17 protein-coding genes are annotated in these 17,676 nt (G+C 31.4%); 5 read left to right on the forward strand and 12 right to left on the reverse strand.

The annotated features are described in order from the left end of the window. Positions 1 to 201: 201 nt before the first annotated feature. Both CHB81_RS22495 and CHB81_RS22500 read right to left on the reverse strand, forming a co-directional pair. Entirely contained in the window at positions 202 to 1,194 is a 993-nt protein-coding gene (locus CHB81_RS22495; protein WP_089354080.1) for an acyl-ACP desaturase, read from the reverse strand. A gap of 51 nt (positions 1,195 to 1,245) precedes the next feature. Then, positions 1,246 to 1,986 (reverse strand): 1-acyl-sn-glycerol-3-phosphate acyltransferase, encoded by a 741-nt coding sequence (locus CHB81_RS22500; protein WP_089354081.1) that lies wholly within the window; start codon positions 1,984 to 1,986, stop codon positions 1,246 to 1,248. Between the two features lie 125 nt (positions 1,987 to 2,111). On the opposite strand from CHB81_RS22500, the gene rnpA reads away from it, so the two are divergent. The 4 genes from rnpA (at position 2,112) to CHB81_RS22520 (ending at position 5,851) form a co-directional block, all read left to right on the forward strand. Next, positions 2,112 to 2,516 carry a ribonuclease P protein component gene (gene rnpA / locus CHB81_RS22505; protein WP_089354082.1) on the forward strand — a complete coding sequence of 135 codons (405 nt, stop codon included), beginning with the start codon at positions 2,112 to 2,114 and terminating at the stop codon, positions 2,514 to 2,516. Positions 2,517 to 2,597: 81 nt separating this feature from the next. Next, positions 2,598 to 3,401 (forward strand): DUF4349 domain-containing protein, encoded by an 804-nt coding sequence (locus CHB81_RS22510; RefSeq protein WP_089354083.1) that lies wholly within the window; start codon positions 2,598 to 2,600, stop codon positions 3,399 to 3,401. A gap of 2 nt (positions 3,402 to 3,403) precedes the next feature. Further along, on the forward strand, positions 3,404 to 5,041 hold the full coding sequence (locus tag CHB81_RS22515) for a S41 family peptidase (protein ID WP_089354084.1): 1,638 nt from the start codon (positions 3,404 to 3,406) through the stop codon (positions 5,039 to 5,041). A gap of 6 nt (positions 5,042 to 5,047) precedes the next feature. Continuing rightward, positions 5,048 to 5,851 carry an OmpA family protein gene (locus CHB81_RS22520; RefSeq protein WP_089354085.1) on the forward strand — a complete coding sequence of 268 codons (804 nt, stop codon included), beginning with the start codon at positions 5,048 to 5,050 and terminating at the stop codon, positions 5,849 to 5,851. A 322-nt stretch (positions 5,852 to 6,173) separates the two neighbouring features. Here CHB81_RS22520 and CHB81_RS22525 read toward each other — a convergent pair whose 3' ends face one another. The 6 genes from CHB81_RS22525 to CHB81_RS27210 all read right to left on the reverse strand — a co-directional run bounded on the left by CHB81_RS22525 (position 6,174) and on the right by CHB81_RS27210 (position 12,821). After that, positions 6,174 to 7,457: an HlyD family secretion protein gene (locus tag CHB81_RS22525; RefSeq protein ID WP_089354086.1), complete on the reverse strand. Its 1,284-nt coding sequence runs from the start codon at positions 7,455 to 7,457 to the stop codon at positions 6,174 to 6,176. A 40-nt stretch (positions 7,458 to 7,497) separates the two neighbouring features. Then, complete coding sequence (locus CHB81_RS22530) at positions 7,498 to 9,690, reverse strand: peptidase domain-containing ABC transporter (protein ID WP_089354087.1); 2,193 nt, start codon at positions 9,688 to 9,690, stop codon at positions 7,498 to 7,500. A gap of 77 nt (positions 9,691 to 9,767) precedes the next feature. Then, positions 9,768 to 10,559 (reverse strand): tetratricopeptide repeat protein, encoded by a 792-nt coding sequence (locus CHB81_RS22535; protein WP_089354088.1) that lies wholly within the window; start codon positions 10,557 to 10,559, stop codon positions 9,768 to 9,770. 13 nt (positions 10,560 to 10,572) lie between these two features. Next, on the reverse strand, positions 10,573 to 11,691 hold the full coding sequence (locus tag CHB81_RS22540) for a hypothetical protein (protein ID WP_089354089.1): 1,119 nt from the start codon (positions 11,689 to 11,691) through the stop codon (positions 10,573 to 10,575). A gap of 790 nt (positions 11,692 to 12,481) precedes the next feature. After that, on the reverse strand, positions 12,482 to 12,646 hold the full coding sequence (locus CHB81_RS26975) for a hypothetical protein (protein WP_176427572.1): 165 nt from the start codon (positions 12,644 to 12,646) through the stop codon (positions 12,482 to 12,484). A 43-nt stretch (positions 12,647 to 12,689) separates the two neighbouring features. Continuing rightward, positions 12,690 to 12,821 carry a hypothetical protein gene (locus CHB81_RS27210; RefSeq protein WP_254921246.1) on the reverse strand — a complete coding sequence of 44 codons (132 nt, stop codon included), beginning with the start codon at positions 12,819 to 12,821 and terminating at the stop codon, positions 12,690 to 12,692. Between the two features lie 296 nt (positions 12,822 to 13,117). Here CHB81_RS27210 and CHB81_RS22550 point away from each other — a divergent pair, with 296 nt between their 5' ends. Then, entirely contained in the window at positions 13,118 to 13,447 is a 330-nt protein-coding gene (locus tag CHB81_RS22550; RefSeq protein ID WP_089354091.1) for a helix-turn-helix transcriptional regulator, read from the forward strand. Here the strand turns inward: CHB81_RS22550 and CHB81_RS22555 are convergent, their stop codons facing one another. From CHB81_RS22555 to CHB81_RS22570, 4 genes are all read right to left on the reverse strand, one after another. Further along, positions 13,448 to 13,894 carry a GNAT family N-acetyltransferase gene (locus CHB81_RS22555; RefSeq protein WP_089354092.1) on the reverse strand — a complete coding sequence of 149 codons (447 nt, stop codon included), beginning with the start codon at positions 13,892 to 13,894 and terminating at the stop codon, positions 13,448 to 13,450. A gap of 156 nt (positions 13,895 to 14,050) precedes the next feature. Next, on the reverse strand, positions 14,051 to 14,692 hold the full coding sequence (locus CHB81_RS22560; RefSeq protein WP_089354093.1) for a DUF1579 domain-containing protein: 642 nt from the start codon (positions 14,690 to 14,692) through the stop codon (positions 14,051 to 14,053). 51 nt (positions 14,693 to 14,743) lie between these two features. Then, entirely contained in the window at positions 14,744 to 15,712 is a 969-nt protein-coding gene (locus tag CHB81_RS22565) for a DUF4837 family protein (protein ID WP_089354094.1), read from the reverse strand. A gap of 46 nt (positions 15,713 to 15,758) precedes the next feature. Next, positions 15,759 to 17,600: a LysM peptidoglycan-binding domain-containing protein gene (locus CHB81_RS22570; RefSeq protein ID WP_089354095.1), complete on the reverse strand. Its 1,842-nt coding sequence runs from the start codon at positions 17,598 to 17,600 to the stop codon at positions 15,759 to 15,761. Positions 17,601 to 17,676 lie beyond the last annotated feature (76 nt).

The following is a 17,676-nucleotide window of genomic DNA, read 5'->3' on the forward strand; positions in this document are numbered from 1 at the left end:
TTTTCGTGGGATAATAATGGCACGCAGATGACACGGATTTAAACGGATTAGCGCAGATTTTTTAATTGTATTCTGTAAATAAAAAAGTTGATTGTCAAAGTTACTAAACTTCAACAATCAACAATGTTTTTTCAATATCAATATCAATTGCAGAAATTAATTTTAAATCTAAAATCAGAAATCTGCAATCTAAAATTTAATTTACAATTTAGCAGGTTCAACCCATTTAAAGATGTGTGATTCTTGCGGAATTACTAATCTTTCAGAAATTCTAGCCATACGAGCTGGTAATTTCATTAAATAATCACGTGCTTTTTCAGCTTCGTCTGTTAAACCAGACATTTTATCAATTTCCCACTTATCCATTAATTTCTGCATGATATCTACATAATCGCTTGCGGTGTAAACCCCGATACGTTGAGCAGAATCAGAAAATTGTTCGAAAGCTGAACTGATTTTTTGTCCAGATTCTCTTAAGAAATGTGCCGGCATAACGATTTTTTGTTTCATCATGTATTGAAACGCCAACATCATTTCGCTAGGATCCACTGCAAAAATACGTGTTACAAATTCGCTGTATGCATGGTGATGACGCATTTCGTCGCCTGCAATCATTTTACACATTTTAGACAACTTGTTATCACCAAATTTTTTAGCCATTTGTGCTACTCTATTGTGCGAAACGTAAGTTGCTAATTCCTGGAAACTAGTGTATACAAAGTTTTTGTACGGGTCAGATCCAGTTCCAATATCAAAACCGTCGTTAATTAAATGCTGTGTTGTCATTTCGATTTCACGCATGTTCACACGACCAGACAAATACAAGTATTTATTTAGTAAATCACCATGGCGGTTTTCTTCTCCAGTCCATTGCCTGATCCATTTAGACCAGCCGTTTCCACCATTTTCTATCTGATTTATTCCTTCCACGTCCATTAACCATGATTCGTATGTTGGCAAAGCTTCTTCAGTGATTGTATCACCAACAAGCGTTACCCAAAAATCGTATGGTAATTCTTTAGCAATTTCACGTAACTCTTTTACCTCCTCAAAGAAATTATCTCCTTCAGAATTAGGTAAAAAGTCTGACGGCTGCCAAATTTTTTCCACTGGAATTAAATACTGTTCTACGAAGCTATCCACGTTTTTTTCCAAAAACTGCATTACTTCTAATCTAATGTTTTTTATAGACATTACTTATTTAAGATTGGGATTTCTATTTCAGATTATTTCTGAATCAAAAATCTATTTATACTCGTTTACTCCTTCTACAACAGCCTTTTCTGTCAATCTCATTAACTCGGCAAAATCATAATCTTTTACTGCCATGGCCTCATGAACGGTAAAGGTAAGGCGATTTCCTAAGGTTACCGGGAAAAGACCATATTTTACCATTTTCCATGAATTATTAATACTCACAGGCACAACATATGCCGAAGGCGCATATTTGCATAGGATTTTTAAACCACTTTGAGCAAATTCTTTAGGTTTTCCTGTTTTACTTCTTGTTCCTTCAGGAAAAATAACAGCAGATCTTGTGTTTTTTTCGATATATTCAGACAAGCTTTTGATTACCGGAATCGCTTGTTTAGGGTCTTTACGGTCAATTAGTACAGATCCTCCGTGACGTAAATTATAAGATACACTTGGGATTCCTTTTCCTAACTCCTTCTTACTTACAAATTTACAATGAAATCGTCTAAAATACCAAATCATTGTTATAATATCGTACATGCTTTGGTGATTTGAAACAAAAATCAAGGGAACTCCGGTTGGAATTGTTTCTCTGTTTTCGATTTTATATGTTGTTCCTACCAGATTTGTACATCTTAAAAGGAAGTAATTTAAATAATCAACGCTCTTTTTATGCGCTTGATAACCAAAAACATTTAGGCAAAACCATTGTATTGGATGAAATACCAATAAAACCGAACTAAAGAACAAATAGTAAATTACGGATATGGGATACGAAATTATTTTTTGCATGCTTTAAAAATTAATGCGCAAAAGTAATAAATAAATTTTTAGCGGTATAAAAATTGAAAACAATAACTGTTTTTATGGTTTAATTGTACCTTTGTCCTTGAAATTGCAAATTTTTTCTGAATTAAATGAACTTTACTTACCCTAAAAATGAACGCTTAAAGAGCAATACTACAATTAGTTTACTGTTTTCTGAAGGAAAATCGGTTTCTAAATATCCATTGCGTTTGGTTTACCGTCAAGCGGAAGTTGACTCAGCAGAAAAGATCAAAATTGGAGTTTCGGTTTCTAAAAAATACTTTAAAAAAGCCGTTGATCGCAATTACTTCAAACGTGTTTTGAGAGAAACATATCGTTTAAACAAACATTTGCTTCTGGATAACATTCAACATCCCTATTCTTTGATGTTTTTTTATCAGACCAAAGACAGATTATCGTATGAAGAAATCAATACCAAAACGATTCAGTTATTTGAGAAATTCTTACTTCAGGTGAATAAAATACCCGATTCTGAAAATAAAACCGAGTCGTAGATCTCCAAAAGCAACTTTATTTATCAAATTATACGAAAAATTATAAAAAAATTGTAGTTTTAGCTTTAATTTGAAATATTTATGCGACAATTTTTCTTTTTATTCTTTGCTGTTTTGACTTTTTCAAGTTGCGAAAAACATGCCGAACCTGCTTATTCTGCCGACGAGAAAATGATGACCGTAAATGCTCCGGCACCAAGGGAATCAAATGGAAATGAAAGCCCCATAATTTCTCAAAAAATAATCAAAGAAGCTTTTCTTAAATTCGAAACTAACGATTTAGAGAACACTTACAATCAAATTAAAACTGCAATTGCAGCCAATAAAGCAAGTATTCAAAATGATTCTCAGGAAAAAGATTATGGAACTGTCACCAGAAGACTTACGGTACGAATTCCTAGTCAAAACTTTGATCCTTTTTTAGAATCTATATCCAAAGGGGTTTCTTATTTTGACGAAAAGAACATTTCATCTCAGAATGTTACAGAAGAATATATCGACTTAACTTCGAGATTAAACACAAAACGTAAACTCGAAGAGCGTTACATCGAAATATTAAAAAAAGCCACTAAAGTAAGTGAGATTCTGGAAATCGAAAAGCAAATCTCAGCAATTAGAGAAGAAATTGAAGCGAAACAAGGTCAACTTAAATATTTAGAAAGTCGTGTATCTGAAAGTACCGTTACAATTGAATTCTATAAAACTATTGCTCAAAAAGAAGGCGTTAAAATTTCGTACGGATCAAAAATTTGGAACTCAATTCAGTCGGGATTCTTTAGTTTGTCAGATTTTTTACTCTCGCTTATTAGTGTTTGGCCGTTTATTATTCTAATTTGCGTACTTGCCTATTTTATTAGAAAAAGATTTAAAAGAAAAAAAATATAATCATGTATCCTTATTTCAAAAAGAAGTTCATTATTCCAACCGTTGCAGCTGGATTTTTATTTATTGGAACCAGTTTCAAAGATGATTTCTTTGAGATTGCAAAGCAAATAGAAATCTTCACGACATTATTCAAAGCGGTAAACACCAATTATGTCGACGAGACTAATCCGGGCGATTTAATGGATAAGGCGATTAAAAGTATGTTGGGAAGTTTAGATCCTTATACGGTTTATTTTAATGAGCAGGATGTTGTAAACTTCAAGATCAATAATACTGGTGAATACACCGGAATTGGTGCTATGATCGCCAGAAAGAAAGATCGTTTAATCGTTCGCGAACCTTATAAAAATTATCCTGCCGACAAAGCCGGACTAAAAGCGGGTGACGAAATTATTCAGATTGGAGATGTATTGATTGCTGATTTTAAAGATGATGCCTCGCAATTACTGAAGGGAACAAAAAATACTAAGATTACCATAAAATACATTCGTCAGGGTAAAACCATGACAACCGAATTGGTTCTGGACGAAGTTGATATTAAATCTGTTCCTTTCTACGGAAAAATAGACGAAAAAACGGGTTATATCGTTTTGGCACATTTTAGCCGAAAAGCATCAAATGAAGTAAAAGATGCTCTTGAAAAACTAAAAGCTGACGGAGCTACTCAAATTGTTCTGGATTTAAGAGGAAATCCGGGTGGTTTGCTAAATGAAGCTATTGATATTTGTAATTTGTTTGTACCTAAAAATGAGGTTATTGTAACTACAAAATCAAGAATCGAAAAACACAACAATACTTATAAAACGACCAAAGAGCCTGTAGATACACAAATTCCGTTGGCAATTTTAGTGAACGGACGAAGTGCCTCTGCATCAGAAATTGTTTCGGGAGCTTTACAGGATTTAGATCGTGCCGTAGTTTTAGGAAGCCGTAGTTTTGGTAAAGGTCTGGTTCAGCGTTCTGTTGATTTGACTTATGGAACTCAGCTTAAAGTAACTATTTCTCGTTATTACACGCCTTCCGGTCGTTGTATTCAGGCTTTGGATTATGCACATAAAGACAAAAATGGTGTTGCTCAAAAAACGGATGCCAAAAACTTTAATGCTTTTAAAACCAGAAAAGGAAGAACAGTTTATGATGGTGGCGGAGTTTTACCGGATATTGAACTGGACGAAACTAAAATGAGCCCGATTACAACTGCTTTATTAAAAAACGACGGGATCTTTGATTATGCAACTTCGTATTATTACAAAAATCCAAATTTAGGAGAAAAGATTCCAACGGTTACAGATGCTGATTATACAAGCTTTAAACAATATTTAAAAACCAACAAAATCACTTTTGATACGGAGACTGAGCTAGCTTTGAAAAATACTTTGGCTGCAGCCAAAACTGAAAAAATCGACGAAACTATTGCTCCGGAATATCAGCAATTGCTAAACGCTCTTGAAAAAAGCGAAACGACTTTGTTAGATAAAAATCAAAAGGAAATTAGAAACCTGATTCAGGAAGAGCTTATAAAAAGATACCAATATCAAGAAGGTTTGTATCAATTTTACATTAAAAATAATTCAGAAATTAAGAAAGCAGTGAGCGTTTTAAATAATCAGACTGAATATAAAACGATTTTAAAAATGTAACAACGAATGAAGATTTGTAGAGCCCTATTTCTGTTTATTATTTACAATTTATCGGCACAGCAAAAACCTATCGAAACTATCTATTTTGATTTCGACAAGTATGATCTTACAGACAAACAAACCGAGGTCGTAACTAATTTTATTAAAACCATTGACACTTCAAAAGTGGAGTCAATACAGATTTATGGCTACTGCGATGATCGTGGTAATGACGAATATAATTTTCGCTTATCAAATAACCGCGTTAATACCATTCAGGAATTATTAATTTCAAAAGGCTTTAATCAAAGTAGAATTGTGATTCTGGAAGGAAAAGGACGTGTGGTTGTGCGACCTGACACTATCGAAAATCTTCATGAAACAAGATCCAGAAATCGTCGTGTAGATTTGATTGTTGTAAAACGAAATAGTTTTGGCAAAGGAATCTACAATTCCCTTAGAAATGATTTGAAGGTTGGCGATAAAATCTATCTGGATAACATTTTATTTGATCTTGGAAGCTCAAAACTTACCAATAATTCAAAGAAAGAATTAGATAAAATCGCAGAAAAACTTCTTCAGAAAAGAAGCTATCAATTTGAAATTCGAGGTCATGTTTGCTGTACTCCTGAAATATACAGTGACGCAATTGACAGAGATACCAAAGAAAGAAGACTTTCCTGGAACCGTGCCAAAACGGTTTTCAATTATCTGATTTCCAAAAAAGTCTCCAAAAGCAGAATGACGTATTTGGGTTGTGGCAATAAATATCCACTAAAAAAAGGCGATGCTTTAGATCGCCGTGTTGAATTTGTGATTACGAAAATTTAGGTTATTTGCCACAAAATCGCAAGACATTAAGTTTTTTTACTTAAAGTTTTACTCTAAACATAACTAGTAATCAATTATATTTAAAGGTATTATAAGTAAAAACAAAAAACGCTTATTTTTATTGCAACATTGTAACATTACAAATCAGCTAGTAATCTTGAAAATATTCCTTGTACTATTAATCCATAAATACTTATTTAAAAGTTGGCATTCCAGGCCTATTTGAAACCCTGTTATCAGATTTCAAAATTTCTTTTCCTTCGAGAAATTTATTGATTATATTAAACTATTAATATGGATTTTTTGGTTTCTAAAACCAATACTATCTTTTAAAAATATTTCTAAATTGATAGAGTAATCTTTCGATCAGCCTTAAGTCTTCGGTAATAATTTCGGCAGTTCCTGACATCTCCTGCTGGAAAGGGATTATTTTATCATAGGATGTTTCTAACTCTTTAGGCAAAGCTACATCAATCCACAAACTACCATCTTTATCAGGGGTCAATGAAATGTTCTTGATTTTACCTTTTAACATGCCAAATTGGCTATCTGGGAAATTTGTCAATCTTATATTAACATCTTGTCCCTCTTTTATTTTTCCAGAGTTCAATGCTGGCGCTTTTAATTTTCCAATATAACCTTTTTCTAAAACAGGACTTATTGAAAAAATTGTTTCTCCAGCAATAATAGTTTGATTGGCTGTCCAAATTTGCAAAAAGGACACTTTTCCTGTAACAGATGACTTCAATACATATGCTAATTCCCAATCTTTTATGACCTTTTTCAATTGATAAAAAGCTTGTGTTTTTGCACTTTTTAAATTGACTTCTTCTTTCGTTCCATTAATTTTTGTGCTTTTACTATTTCTGGAATTATCGTTCAAAGTAGATTTTAGTTGAGAAATGTTGCTTAACAAACTTCTGTAACTCTTCTCAGCTTGAATATATCCCAATTTCTTGTTCTCAAAATCCTGAGTTGAAACAATTCCCTTATTAAACAAAGTTTCATATCGATTGAGGTCACTTTTCTGCAATTGCAATTCATTCACATTCAGGGTTTTCTGCTGTTGCAAAAGACCCAATCTTGCCAAAATCTGAACTGTTTCTACATTTTGAGCGTTTCCCTCAACTTGAAAAGGCTTTAAATCGGCATTTAATTCATTGGCAATATAGGCGGCTTGAAAAAGAGCATAAGTACTTTCTATGTCTCCCAGCTCGGTATTTTCTAATGCTTTAAAATTAAATCCATTTCCCTGAGAATGAGATTTTATTTGGTTTTCTAATAAAAAGACATCTTTATAATTTGCTGAATTTTGTATGATTGCCAAGGGAGTGTTTTGCTTAACAATAGCCTTGTCTTGTACCAAAATAGTTTCGATTTTTCCTGAGGTTTTTGCAACTGTTTTTTCAGGTGGAATATAAGTTGTAATTACAATTTGAGTTGATACAATATCAGGGTATTTGACTATCCAAGATAATAGCAGCAAAACAAGAACAAAACCCATCAATATAGAGTTTCCCCATCTTAGTATTGAACTGGGAGGTTCAGACAATACATCCCTTACTTCTTCACTATATATTTTTAATCCGTCGTTTGATTCTTCCATGTTATCTTAAACTTAAAAACGCTAATCTATACTCAAAAATCTAATTCCCTAATTCCAATTGATTCTTGACCAATTCATAATATTTCCCTTTTATTTCTGTCAGGTTCTCGTGAGTTCCCTGCTCTACAACTGTTCCATTTTCGAGTACAATAATGTTGTCGGCATTTTTCACTGTACTTAAACGATGGGCTACAACAATTGCAGTTTTTCCTTTCAAAAAGGCATCAAGGTTTTGCATTATTACTTTTTCGTTATTTGCATCCAAAGCTGATGTTGCTTCATCAAAAAAAACATAAAAAGGATTTTTATAAACTGCTCTGGCAATCATAAGTCGTTGTTCCTGCCCTCCACTTAAGCGTATTCCAGATGTGCCTAATTCAGTGTTATATTTATTAGGTAGTTTTTCGATAAAATCTTCTATGTTAGCAACAAAAGCAGCATTATTTAATTTATCTCTATCGATAATTTCATTTTGTTCAGATTCGGAGATATTACCGGCAATAGTATCATTAAACATAAAAGTATCTTGCATTACTGCCCCACAATTCAAACGCCAATAATCATTATTAATAGTGGTTAAATCTATTGAGCCTACAGTAATATTTCCTTTTGTAGGTTCATGAAATTTCAACAACAGTTTCATTAATGTTGTCTTACCGCTACCGCTTGCGCCAACAATCGCTGTTGTTTTCCCTTCGGGAATACTACAATTCAAATTTTTAAGAACAAAGGGAGTAGATTTTCCACCGTATCTATACGATAAATCTTTTATTTCAATTGTTTTATTATTTGGTAATTCACTAATTTTATTTGCAGAAACTAAATCCTCATCATCTCTAGTATGTACTTGGGACAATCTTTCTAAACTTATTTTTGCATCCTGCCAAGATTGAATAAAAGAGACAAAATTCCCTAATGGTAAATTTAGCTGCCCAACAATGTATTGAATGGTCATCATCATACCAATAGTTAATTGACCATCTACTACTGCTTTGGCAGAAAGAAAAGTGATAATAATATTTTTTATCTCATTTATAAAAGTCGCTCCTACAGATTGATATTGTGCTAACTTTAATGTACTTAATGAAGTCTTAAAAAGACTAATTTGAGTGTATTCCCACTTCCATCGGTTTTTTCTTTGAGAATTATTGATTTTTATCTCTTTGACCCCATTAATTATTTGAATCAAACTAGTTTGACTTTGTGATGTTTCATCAAATCGCTTATAATCTAATTCGGCTCTTTTTTTCAAAAAGAAGAAAGCCCAACTCAAATAAAGCACAGATGCAACTATAAAAACAAAAAATATTTTCAGGTTATAATATGCTAAAATAAAATTGAAAACGATAAAAGTAATTATCGAAAATATCATATTCAAAGTCGAAGAAGAAACAAAGTTTTGAATACGGGTGTGGTCTGCAATTCTTTGTAAATGTTCTCCGGTATTTCTGGTATCAAAGAAAGAAACTGGCAATTTGAGCATTTTAAACAAAAAATCAGAAACCATTTTAATATTAAATCGACTTGTTACATGAATTAAAATCCATTCTCTGAAGATTGCAACAATAGTTTGTGATATTATCAAAACCAATTGAGAAATAAGTATCAAATAAATAAAAGGAACATCACGATTATTTACTCCTATATCTATAACTGACTGCATTAAAAAAGGCAATATAAACTGAATAATAGTACCTACCAATAAGCCTATAAACAATTGACGAATTAGTTTTTTATAAGGTCTGAAATATGGAATTAAAAAAGCGAATCCTTTGCTTTTGACCTTATCTTCATCCAATTTATAAAATTGCGCATTTGGTTCCAACAATAATACAAAACCATTACCATCATCAGTATTGGTCCATGCTTTTTTAAAATCCTGATGTGAATAATCTAATAATCCCAAAGCAGGGTCTGCGACAAAAATTTTAGATTTACTGGTTTTATATACTACAACAAAATGTTTTTGACGCCAAGGCACAATAAATGGCGTAGGCACTTCATTTATTAAACTTTCTAAATTAATACGCATTCCTAAAGTACGCATTTCAATCACTTCAGCTGCCTCAGCAATTCCCGCCATAGTAACTCCAATTCTAGTAATACCAGCTTTGTCTCTCAAAAATTCCCTTGAAAACGTTTTGCCATAATGCTTGGCAATCATACGTAAACAAGTTGGCCCACAATCTCTGTAGTCTAATTGTCTAAAATGTGGGAAAAAATTTTTAACCATTATTTTTACTCTATTAGCTAATTCGGAATGCTCTTTTTAATTGACTATTAACCTATTTTAATTATACGATACATTCATTAAAATCCCCATCTTATCTGATACGGATATATTTCATATATAGTATTGTCTTCATTTATAGTATACCCAAGTTTAGCATCTTCTCGAGCTGACGTCAATAATGCTTTAATATCTTCTTCTTTACTTCCTAATCTTGCTAAGCATATAGCTTTATAATATATTACATCTGAAAAATTAGGATATATAGCTAATGCTTTATCGAATAATACAATTGCTTCATCCCATTTTTTTAATTCATATTTTGCAATTCCATAATAAAACAATGCAGTCGGATGTTCCAAACCTTGTCTGTTTTTGAATAAATCATCATTATATTCTTTAAATATTTTTTCTGCTTTTTCATATTCATTTAATTGTAAATAACATAATCCGATATAAAAACTATACCTATGTTCCATGCTATATCCATTACCAAATTTCTTTATACAATCTTCAAAATCAACAATTGACTCTCTATATGTTTTAGCAAAAATGCACTTAATAAAAGCCCTATAAGGTTGCCATTCTAGTGCATCATATTGAACAGCTTTATTAAGATATTGCATTCCTACATCATACTTTCTAGCTTTAAAATAGGGCATCGCTTTTTGTTGCCATAGATATGCAACGGTACTATCGCTTTTTAACCCGTTATTTAAGCAATTTTGCCATTCAGACATTTGATAATTATAATTGTACTTTTTTGCACAATTAATTACATATTTCTGAACTATAGAATCTTGCAATTGATTTTGGGCATAGTTAAAATTTGAACAAAGAAATAATACAAGAAAAATAATTATTTTTAGCATTGGTGATTTGTTTCTAATTTAATTCGTTGAAATTTTTGAATGCGAAATTGTAAGTTTGATTACTGTAATCAAAAACATTTATTATAGCGTCCCATCTTTGAAAAACTTCCATATACTTTTCTTCAATTAAATTATATGTTTCCATTCCTTCTAATGTTAGAACGTTCTCAATTCCTTGATAAAAAGTGTTTATTTTTTTGAATCTATCTAAATCTCCAGTACATTTTTTTAAATAGAAACCTATTCGCCCGATAGCTTCTTTTTTTTGTTTTCCTTTAAACCTATCATTTTTTAAACAATTATCTAAACATAAAAATGTCGTAAAATATGTATAAAGTGCATGAAGGAGTATATAAATTGTTCTATGATCTTTTAACTTTATAATATCTTCAACGTTTTGTTCATCATCTATTTTAAAAATAGTCTTTCTATTATAAAACAATGTTGTCAAAATAATGTGCCCTGTTTGATGAGCAATATCATCTACGAAAAACACTTCATCATAATCATCCTGATAAACATTCAGAAAAGCTATTCCATGAGCTGTTATTGCAGCAAAAGAGTTCGTTCTGTTTGTATCTGTTTTAAAAAGCAGTATTTTTTGGCAGCAAATTTCAATTAATTTAAAGTGTTCATTTGAATTTTCTTTAATTAAAGAAATCGCATTTGTTAAATAAATTAGATTGTTTTCTACCAATTCATTATCACAGATTATCTCAGTACTAGGAATTAAATTTCCTGAGAAATCTCTAAAAATATTTTGAAGTAAATTAACCGGATACTTCAAGATTTCAATATTAGTATTTTCAATCATACCTATCTCATCAAAAGGCGTTTTTTTTCCTTTCTTAAAGTATCCCAATTTTGGAAGATACGCTACACTTGAGTTCTTAAAGGAATGACTGATAATAATCTCCTGCTGTGTTACGAAATATCCTTGCATAATTTCAGTCAAAAGTTCACTTGGCAATAAGGCTTCACTTTTATAATTAAAATAAGCAAACAATAATGGTTCAAGAAATAACCGATCATCATCAAAATCTATTTTTTCTAATAAACCTGGATTTTCTTTATAGATAAGTAATTTTATCGTATTAATAATTTCCATTTGGATCGAGTCAATAATTATCATTTTTAAGCGGGGTATTAAATATTAAAATCAATAAATTAAAATATATGAGAATGAATTTAAAAAAACGTGCAACGCAATTGATGCAATAATTCCAAATTTTATTCTTAATAAAATAAAAATAAAACCAGCGAAAAATTTGGAAAACAAGTAAGCTATTATAATCACGTTTAATGCACTTATATGATTAAAATTTGTCAAATGAAATATCCCGAAAAACAAACATGATAAATAAACCCTCAACAGCATTGAATTATTACTGTCAGACGAAATATTAATTTTATAATCAAACTTTTTGAAAAAGATTATAAATAAAAAGGAAATAACAAGTATTTGATATAAAATAATTGGTATAACAAATTTTTCATATAAAATATAAATCAAAAAATAGATAAAAAACAAAACATAATTAAACCTGTTTTTTAAAATTATTAACCGGAATAAAATTTCTTCTATAATTGGCGATATTATTGCAACTTTAAAAAAAGTAATGTTTTTTGGTATTACTATTTCAGATTCATTAGGAAAAAAATTCGTTAAGCTTCCAACTATTATTGAAAATAACATCAATACCAATGTCAAAATAAAAAAGTAATAAAATAATAATTTACTAGAGAGTCCAACATACTCAATCGTTTTTGGAGAAAAGAATACGTTTTGAATATCTTTATTTAATAATTTAAACACTGACATTTAATTAAAATTAAAAAACAAAAAGTAGTAACCTATGAAGAAATGAAATCCTTTATTTCAAAAAGTGTAGGTTTTCATAACTTCATAGGATTATTAATTACTAACGTCCAAAACCTGTGTTAAAAAGATAAGTCCCGATTGCTTCTGCAGCTTGTTCCATTTTACTATGGCAGCCATTGGCGTTTCCACCTTTTATTTCATTTAATAATTCCTCTGAAGCTACTGCTTCTGCTCTTTCTTTTAAAGCGTCTAAACTTAATTTCATAATTTTTAGTTTTAATGATTGATTTAATAATACAAATAATAGCCTAATTCATAATAGTGACTGTAATCTCAAGAGTGTGACATCTATTTGCCGTACCTCCTGAAATTTGCCTTAATGTTTCATCAGAAGTAATAACTTCTGCTCTATCTTTTAAATCATCTAAGCTTAATTTCATATTAATTTTTTTTAATTAAACAATATTTATAAATTTTATACTTCTCTCACTGACATTGTACTACGTCGACTTAGCAATTATCATAAAAAAGTAAGATATTTCGTCAAACTTACAATGGAAACAAAACTATCCTTATGCATATCTATGCAAATTTGAGTGCATAATTATTTCTATCGCATAAATAACAAAATTCCACAAGGAAAAAAGTAAAGCATTAATCCAAAAACAATAAAGTAAGTTTTTTAGTTGTTTTCTTTGTGTTATTTAATTAACATTGTAAGAAAATAAATCTAATTATGAGTAAAATAAAACTTATACAGACAAGATTGGCAAAGGGTCTATCTCAAGAGGAAATAGCAGATTTAATTGGTATGTCCCAATCAAATTATAGCCGTAGAGAAAGTGGACGTACAAATATAACAGAAATAGAATGGCAAAGAATCGCCAAAGAATTAGGGGTAGAAAAAGAAATCATTTTCGAACCTGAAGAACAAAATAAAGAAAAAAGGGATGAAATAAATATGCTTTATTTTAACATCCCTGATTTTGTTATGCAGCATATTGAGCTACTAAAAAAAGAAAACAAGAAATTAAAGGAGCAATTAAAAAAATTAAAAAATCTTTAGTTACCCTCTCACCATTTCAATATGCTCTATATCATCTTCAAGATACATTTCGCTTGATTGAACAAACCCGTGACTTTCGTAGAATTTCTTCAAATATAATTGTGCTCCAATCGTGATTTGATCCTTATTGAAATGTGTTTTTATTCCGGCAATTGCTTCACGCATTAAATCGTGTCCCCATTTTTTATCGCGATAATTGGCATCAACTACTACCCGACCAATTGAACTATTATCAAAACTAATTCCGGCATCAAATAAACGTGAATACGCGACGATTTTACCATCATATTCTCCTATTAGATGCAATGCTTTCTTGTCTTTGCCGTCAAGATCTAAATAAACGCAATTTTGCTCCAATACAAAGATCTCACTTCTTAGTTTAAGCAAATCATATAACTCATGAACCGTTAGTGCTTCAAACGGCTTTATTTTCCATTTTAATTCCATTATTCCCTATTGTTGACATTGAAGCGCCTAAATTAATTCAAAAAAACAGAATTAAACGAAGATTTCCCGGATATAAACAAAAAAACCCGACTTCGAGAATAGTCAGGTTCTTTGTTTTTGCTTGAAAGTTTAATTCTAAAGTATTAAATCGTGTGCTTATTTTTTCTTCATTATGATTTCCATACTCTTGTATTCTGATCCATTTTTGGTGTCAAACATTTCCATTTTACGAGTAGTTGGGTCAACGATAGTGTAAATTTCCCGATAAGGTGTTTTTTTACCATTTACGGGATTCACCATTTCGCCTTTGAATTCGATACTTTTCGTTTTATCGTCAAATGTTCCGGTGGCAACTACCATTCCTGTTCCCATATTGTCGATAAATGTGGTGGTATATTCTTTACTTGCATTATTGTAGGCTAAGGTACTTTTTCCTTCAAATGGCTGTCCCATCATCTTTCCCTGATAATTTGCTTCCTGATAACGTCCGCCAAGTATCATTTTGATATTTGCCGTGGAAGTTGCTTTTTCAGGTTTTCCATTCGCTTCTGACCAAAAAGTCATATCACAGTTCCACGTTCCAGTCTCGTCTGCCATCATTTTGTGCGGATTTCCCGGTGTGGCGTATTCTGTCCAGGCTTTCATTTGTGCTGCCGAATCTAAAGGTTGTTCAGCAATTGGTTCTTCTGTTTTGATACTATCAGCAACTTTTGAAGTTTCTGTTTCCGTTTTTACTTCTTTTTTACACGAAACAAAACACAATGCTAACATTGATAGTTTGATACAAAAATTTTTCATAATTAACTGATTTAATGATTATTAAAACAAAAGTATAAAAAAATATATAAACTATCTTTTATCGATTTTGACTGATTTTATGATGGCTTCCAGATCCAGCATCAAATCTCGTTCTTCATTTGAGGGTGAATAACAAAATCCTTCGATGACTAAAATCCTATTATAGGTTTTGTCTACAATAGCATAATTTATAAACGGACCTGCCATAAAATCGTTTTTTAATTCCCAGCTTCCTTTAGTTTCAAAGGCTTTTTTTCCGTCTAATTCTGTTGTTGAAAAATAAGGTGCATAAGCTTCTCCGGTAATCATTCTTGTATTTGGTTCCCGGCCTTTTATATAATAACCTACTGAATCGCGCATTTTTATAATGCTTCCAACAACATTTGAACCGGTTTTAAAATCGTGAAGCGGAATTTGATAAATGAGCAAACTGGTGTTTCCGCTTATAATATCTTTCTTTAGCCAGATAAAATTCTTTTTGTGCAGCATATACTCATATCCTGTTGGAATCTGAATATCGATATGAAATTTGTTTTTGATAACTGCAGGATGAAGCAATGACTTACTATTATCTTCCTGAATTTTCTGAATCTCAGCATCGCGAATGATCTTAATAATCTGCGCCGAATTCATTTCGATACTACAAATTATGTCGTCTATGGATTTTCCGTAAATGCGAAAGGTATTGTGTGGTAATGTTTTGCTTCTAATAATTTCGAATTTGTCTGCAGCGGCTTTTTTTACAACAATAATGCTTCGGCTATCGGTCACGAAACCTTCCAATAATTTGGCAGGATATTGATTGATTGTAAAAAGTGGTTCCTCCTGGGTAAGTCCCCAAACAGGCGAAGCAAATTTATTTCTAATGGTATCGCCCACTTCTCCATACCATAACTGATCGTCAATGATTATGGAAATTGTATTTGTTTTACCGGATACGGGCTGGGATTGTCTTTCGTTTCTAAAACACGAAATCAGGACAAATGGTAGTAGTAACAATAAAAAATGGGTTTTATTCATTTTATTAATTTATGAAATAAAACCCAAATTTAAATAAGATTTTTTATTATCCGTTTATTTTAAGTTTCATTCCGGGTTTAATATCTCCATCTTTAATATTATTCCATTTTTTAATATCTGAAATTGTTATTCCAGGGTATTTTTTTGAAATGCTATACAACGAATCTCCTTTCTTAACGTAATAATCTTCTCCCATTTTTGCAGAAACTGCTTTTTTCTTAAATGGATCCATAGAACTATTTACTGCTACTGCCGTTGTTACATTGTTTCCTTCGACTGTAGTAATAATTTTAGAGATGATTAATGTTTTACCAAGACCAACGTTGTTTGATGTTAGATTGTTCAGATCTTTTAGATCAGCAACAGTCGTACCAAATTTTTTGGCAATACTTCCTAAATTATCACCTGCTGCAACAATATATTCCTGATTTACTGTATTTGATTTTTCAGTATTATCTGTAGATGCAATTGCCGTCTCTGTATTTTTATCTACTACAGGAGTTGATTTTATTTCTTCCGTATTCTTAGCAATCGGATCGGCATTTGATTTAATTTTCAATGTTCTACCTAACGCAACAGCATTCGATTTAAGATTATTCCATTTCTTTAAATCAGCTACATTTACATCATACTTTGCTGCAATTGCGCTTAAGTTATCTCCTTTTCTAATTTTGTATAACTGAATGTCTTTAGCCAATTCCGGTTTTTCCTTTACAAAAGTTCTTGTTTTTGGAGCTACTTTTAGTGCTAACTGAGCTGGCAATGTTTTTCTTTGTGACTGATAAGCTACGTAATCATAGATCTTATTTTCGTTTGAAACGAAAGTCGCAATTTTGTCTTTCGGCAAACGTAAAAAATGTTGTTCTCCCTGATAATAAGGTACTACATTTAATTTGTACGAAGGATTTAAAAGTTGTATTTGAGATTGTGGCATGTCTAACAAATCTGCGATTTGCTTGAATGTCATTTCATTTTTGATATTGATTGTATCTGTTTCAAAGTTTTTAACGACTGCTCTTTCCGGATTAATTCCGTGTTCTTTATGATATTCAAAAAGATACATTGTTGCTAAAAAGGCAGGAACATAACCTTGTGTTTCTTTTGGAAGGAAACTGCGAATGTCCCAGTATTTTGTTTTTCCTCCAGAGCGACGAATTGCTTTTGTTACATTTCCCGGTCCTGAATTATAAGAAGCTAAAACCAGTTCCCAATCACCAAAAATGTTGTACATCTTGGTCATATATTCTGATGCCGCAGCTGTAGCTTTAAGTGGATCACTACGTTCGTCAATATAAGAATCGATTTTCAGTGCGTATTGTTTTCCGGTTCCGTACATGAACTGCCAAAGTCCGGTGGCACCCATTTTAGAAACTGCTTTAGGATTTAAAGCAGATTCTACAACGGCTAAATATTTAATTTCTAAGGGAACATTTTGTTTGGCAAAAGCGTCCTCAAAAATTGGGAAATAATATTCTGATAAAGCCATTAATCGAGAAAACGATTTTTTACGATTCTTAAGAAATGACTTTATTATATTTTCTAATCCTTGATTGTATTCAATGTCAAAAGGCGATTTCTCATTCATTGCTGCAAGTCGCTGTTTTAGCAACTCTGTTGGCAATTCTTCATCAACGGTAACGTCTGTGTTAATGGTTTGAATGTCTTTTGTCAGATCGTCATAAATATCCAAACTTGTTAGTTCTTTCATCCAGAGACTGTCTACGCGAGTAGCTACATCATCTTTTTTGAAAGTACTTTTAACCGAATCAAGATAGGATAACTTTACTTCTGGTTTGATTTCTACTGTTGATGTTGTTGCAGCTTCCTGCGCAAACATCGACATTGAAAAAAAAGCCGAAACCACTATTGATATTTTTTTTACAATCATATAACATTTTTTTAAAATCCTATAATCCAAAGAATTACAGAAGTCTTATTTTTGCAAACTTAAATAGATTAACGAT

This window comes from Flavobacterium sp. ov086 (genome assembly GCF_900187965.1).
Lineage (GTDB): Bacteria > Bacteroidota > Bacteroidia > Flavobacteriales > Flavobacteriaceae > Flavobacterium.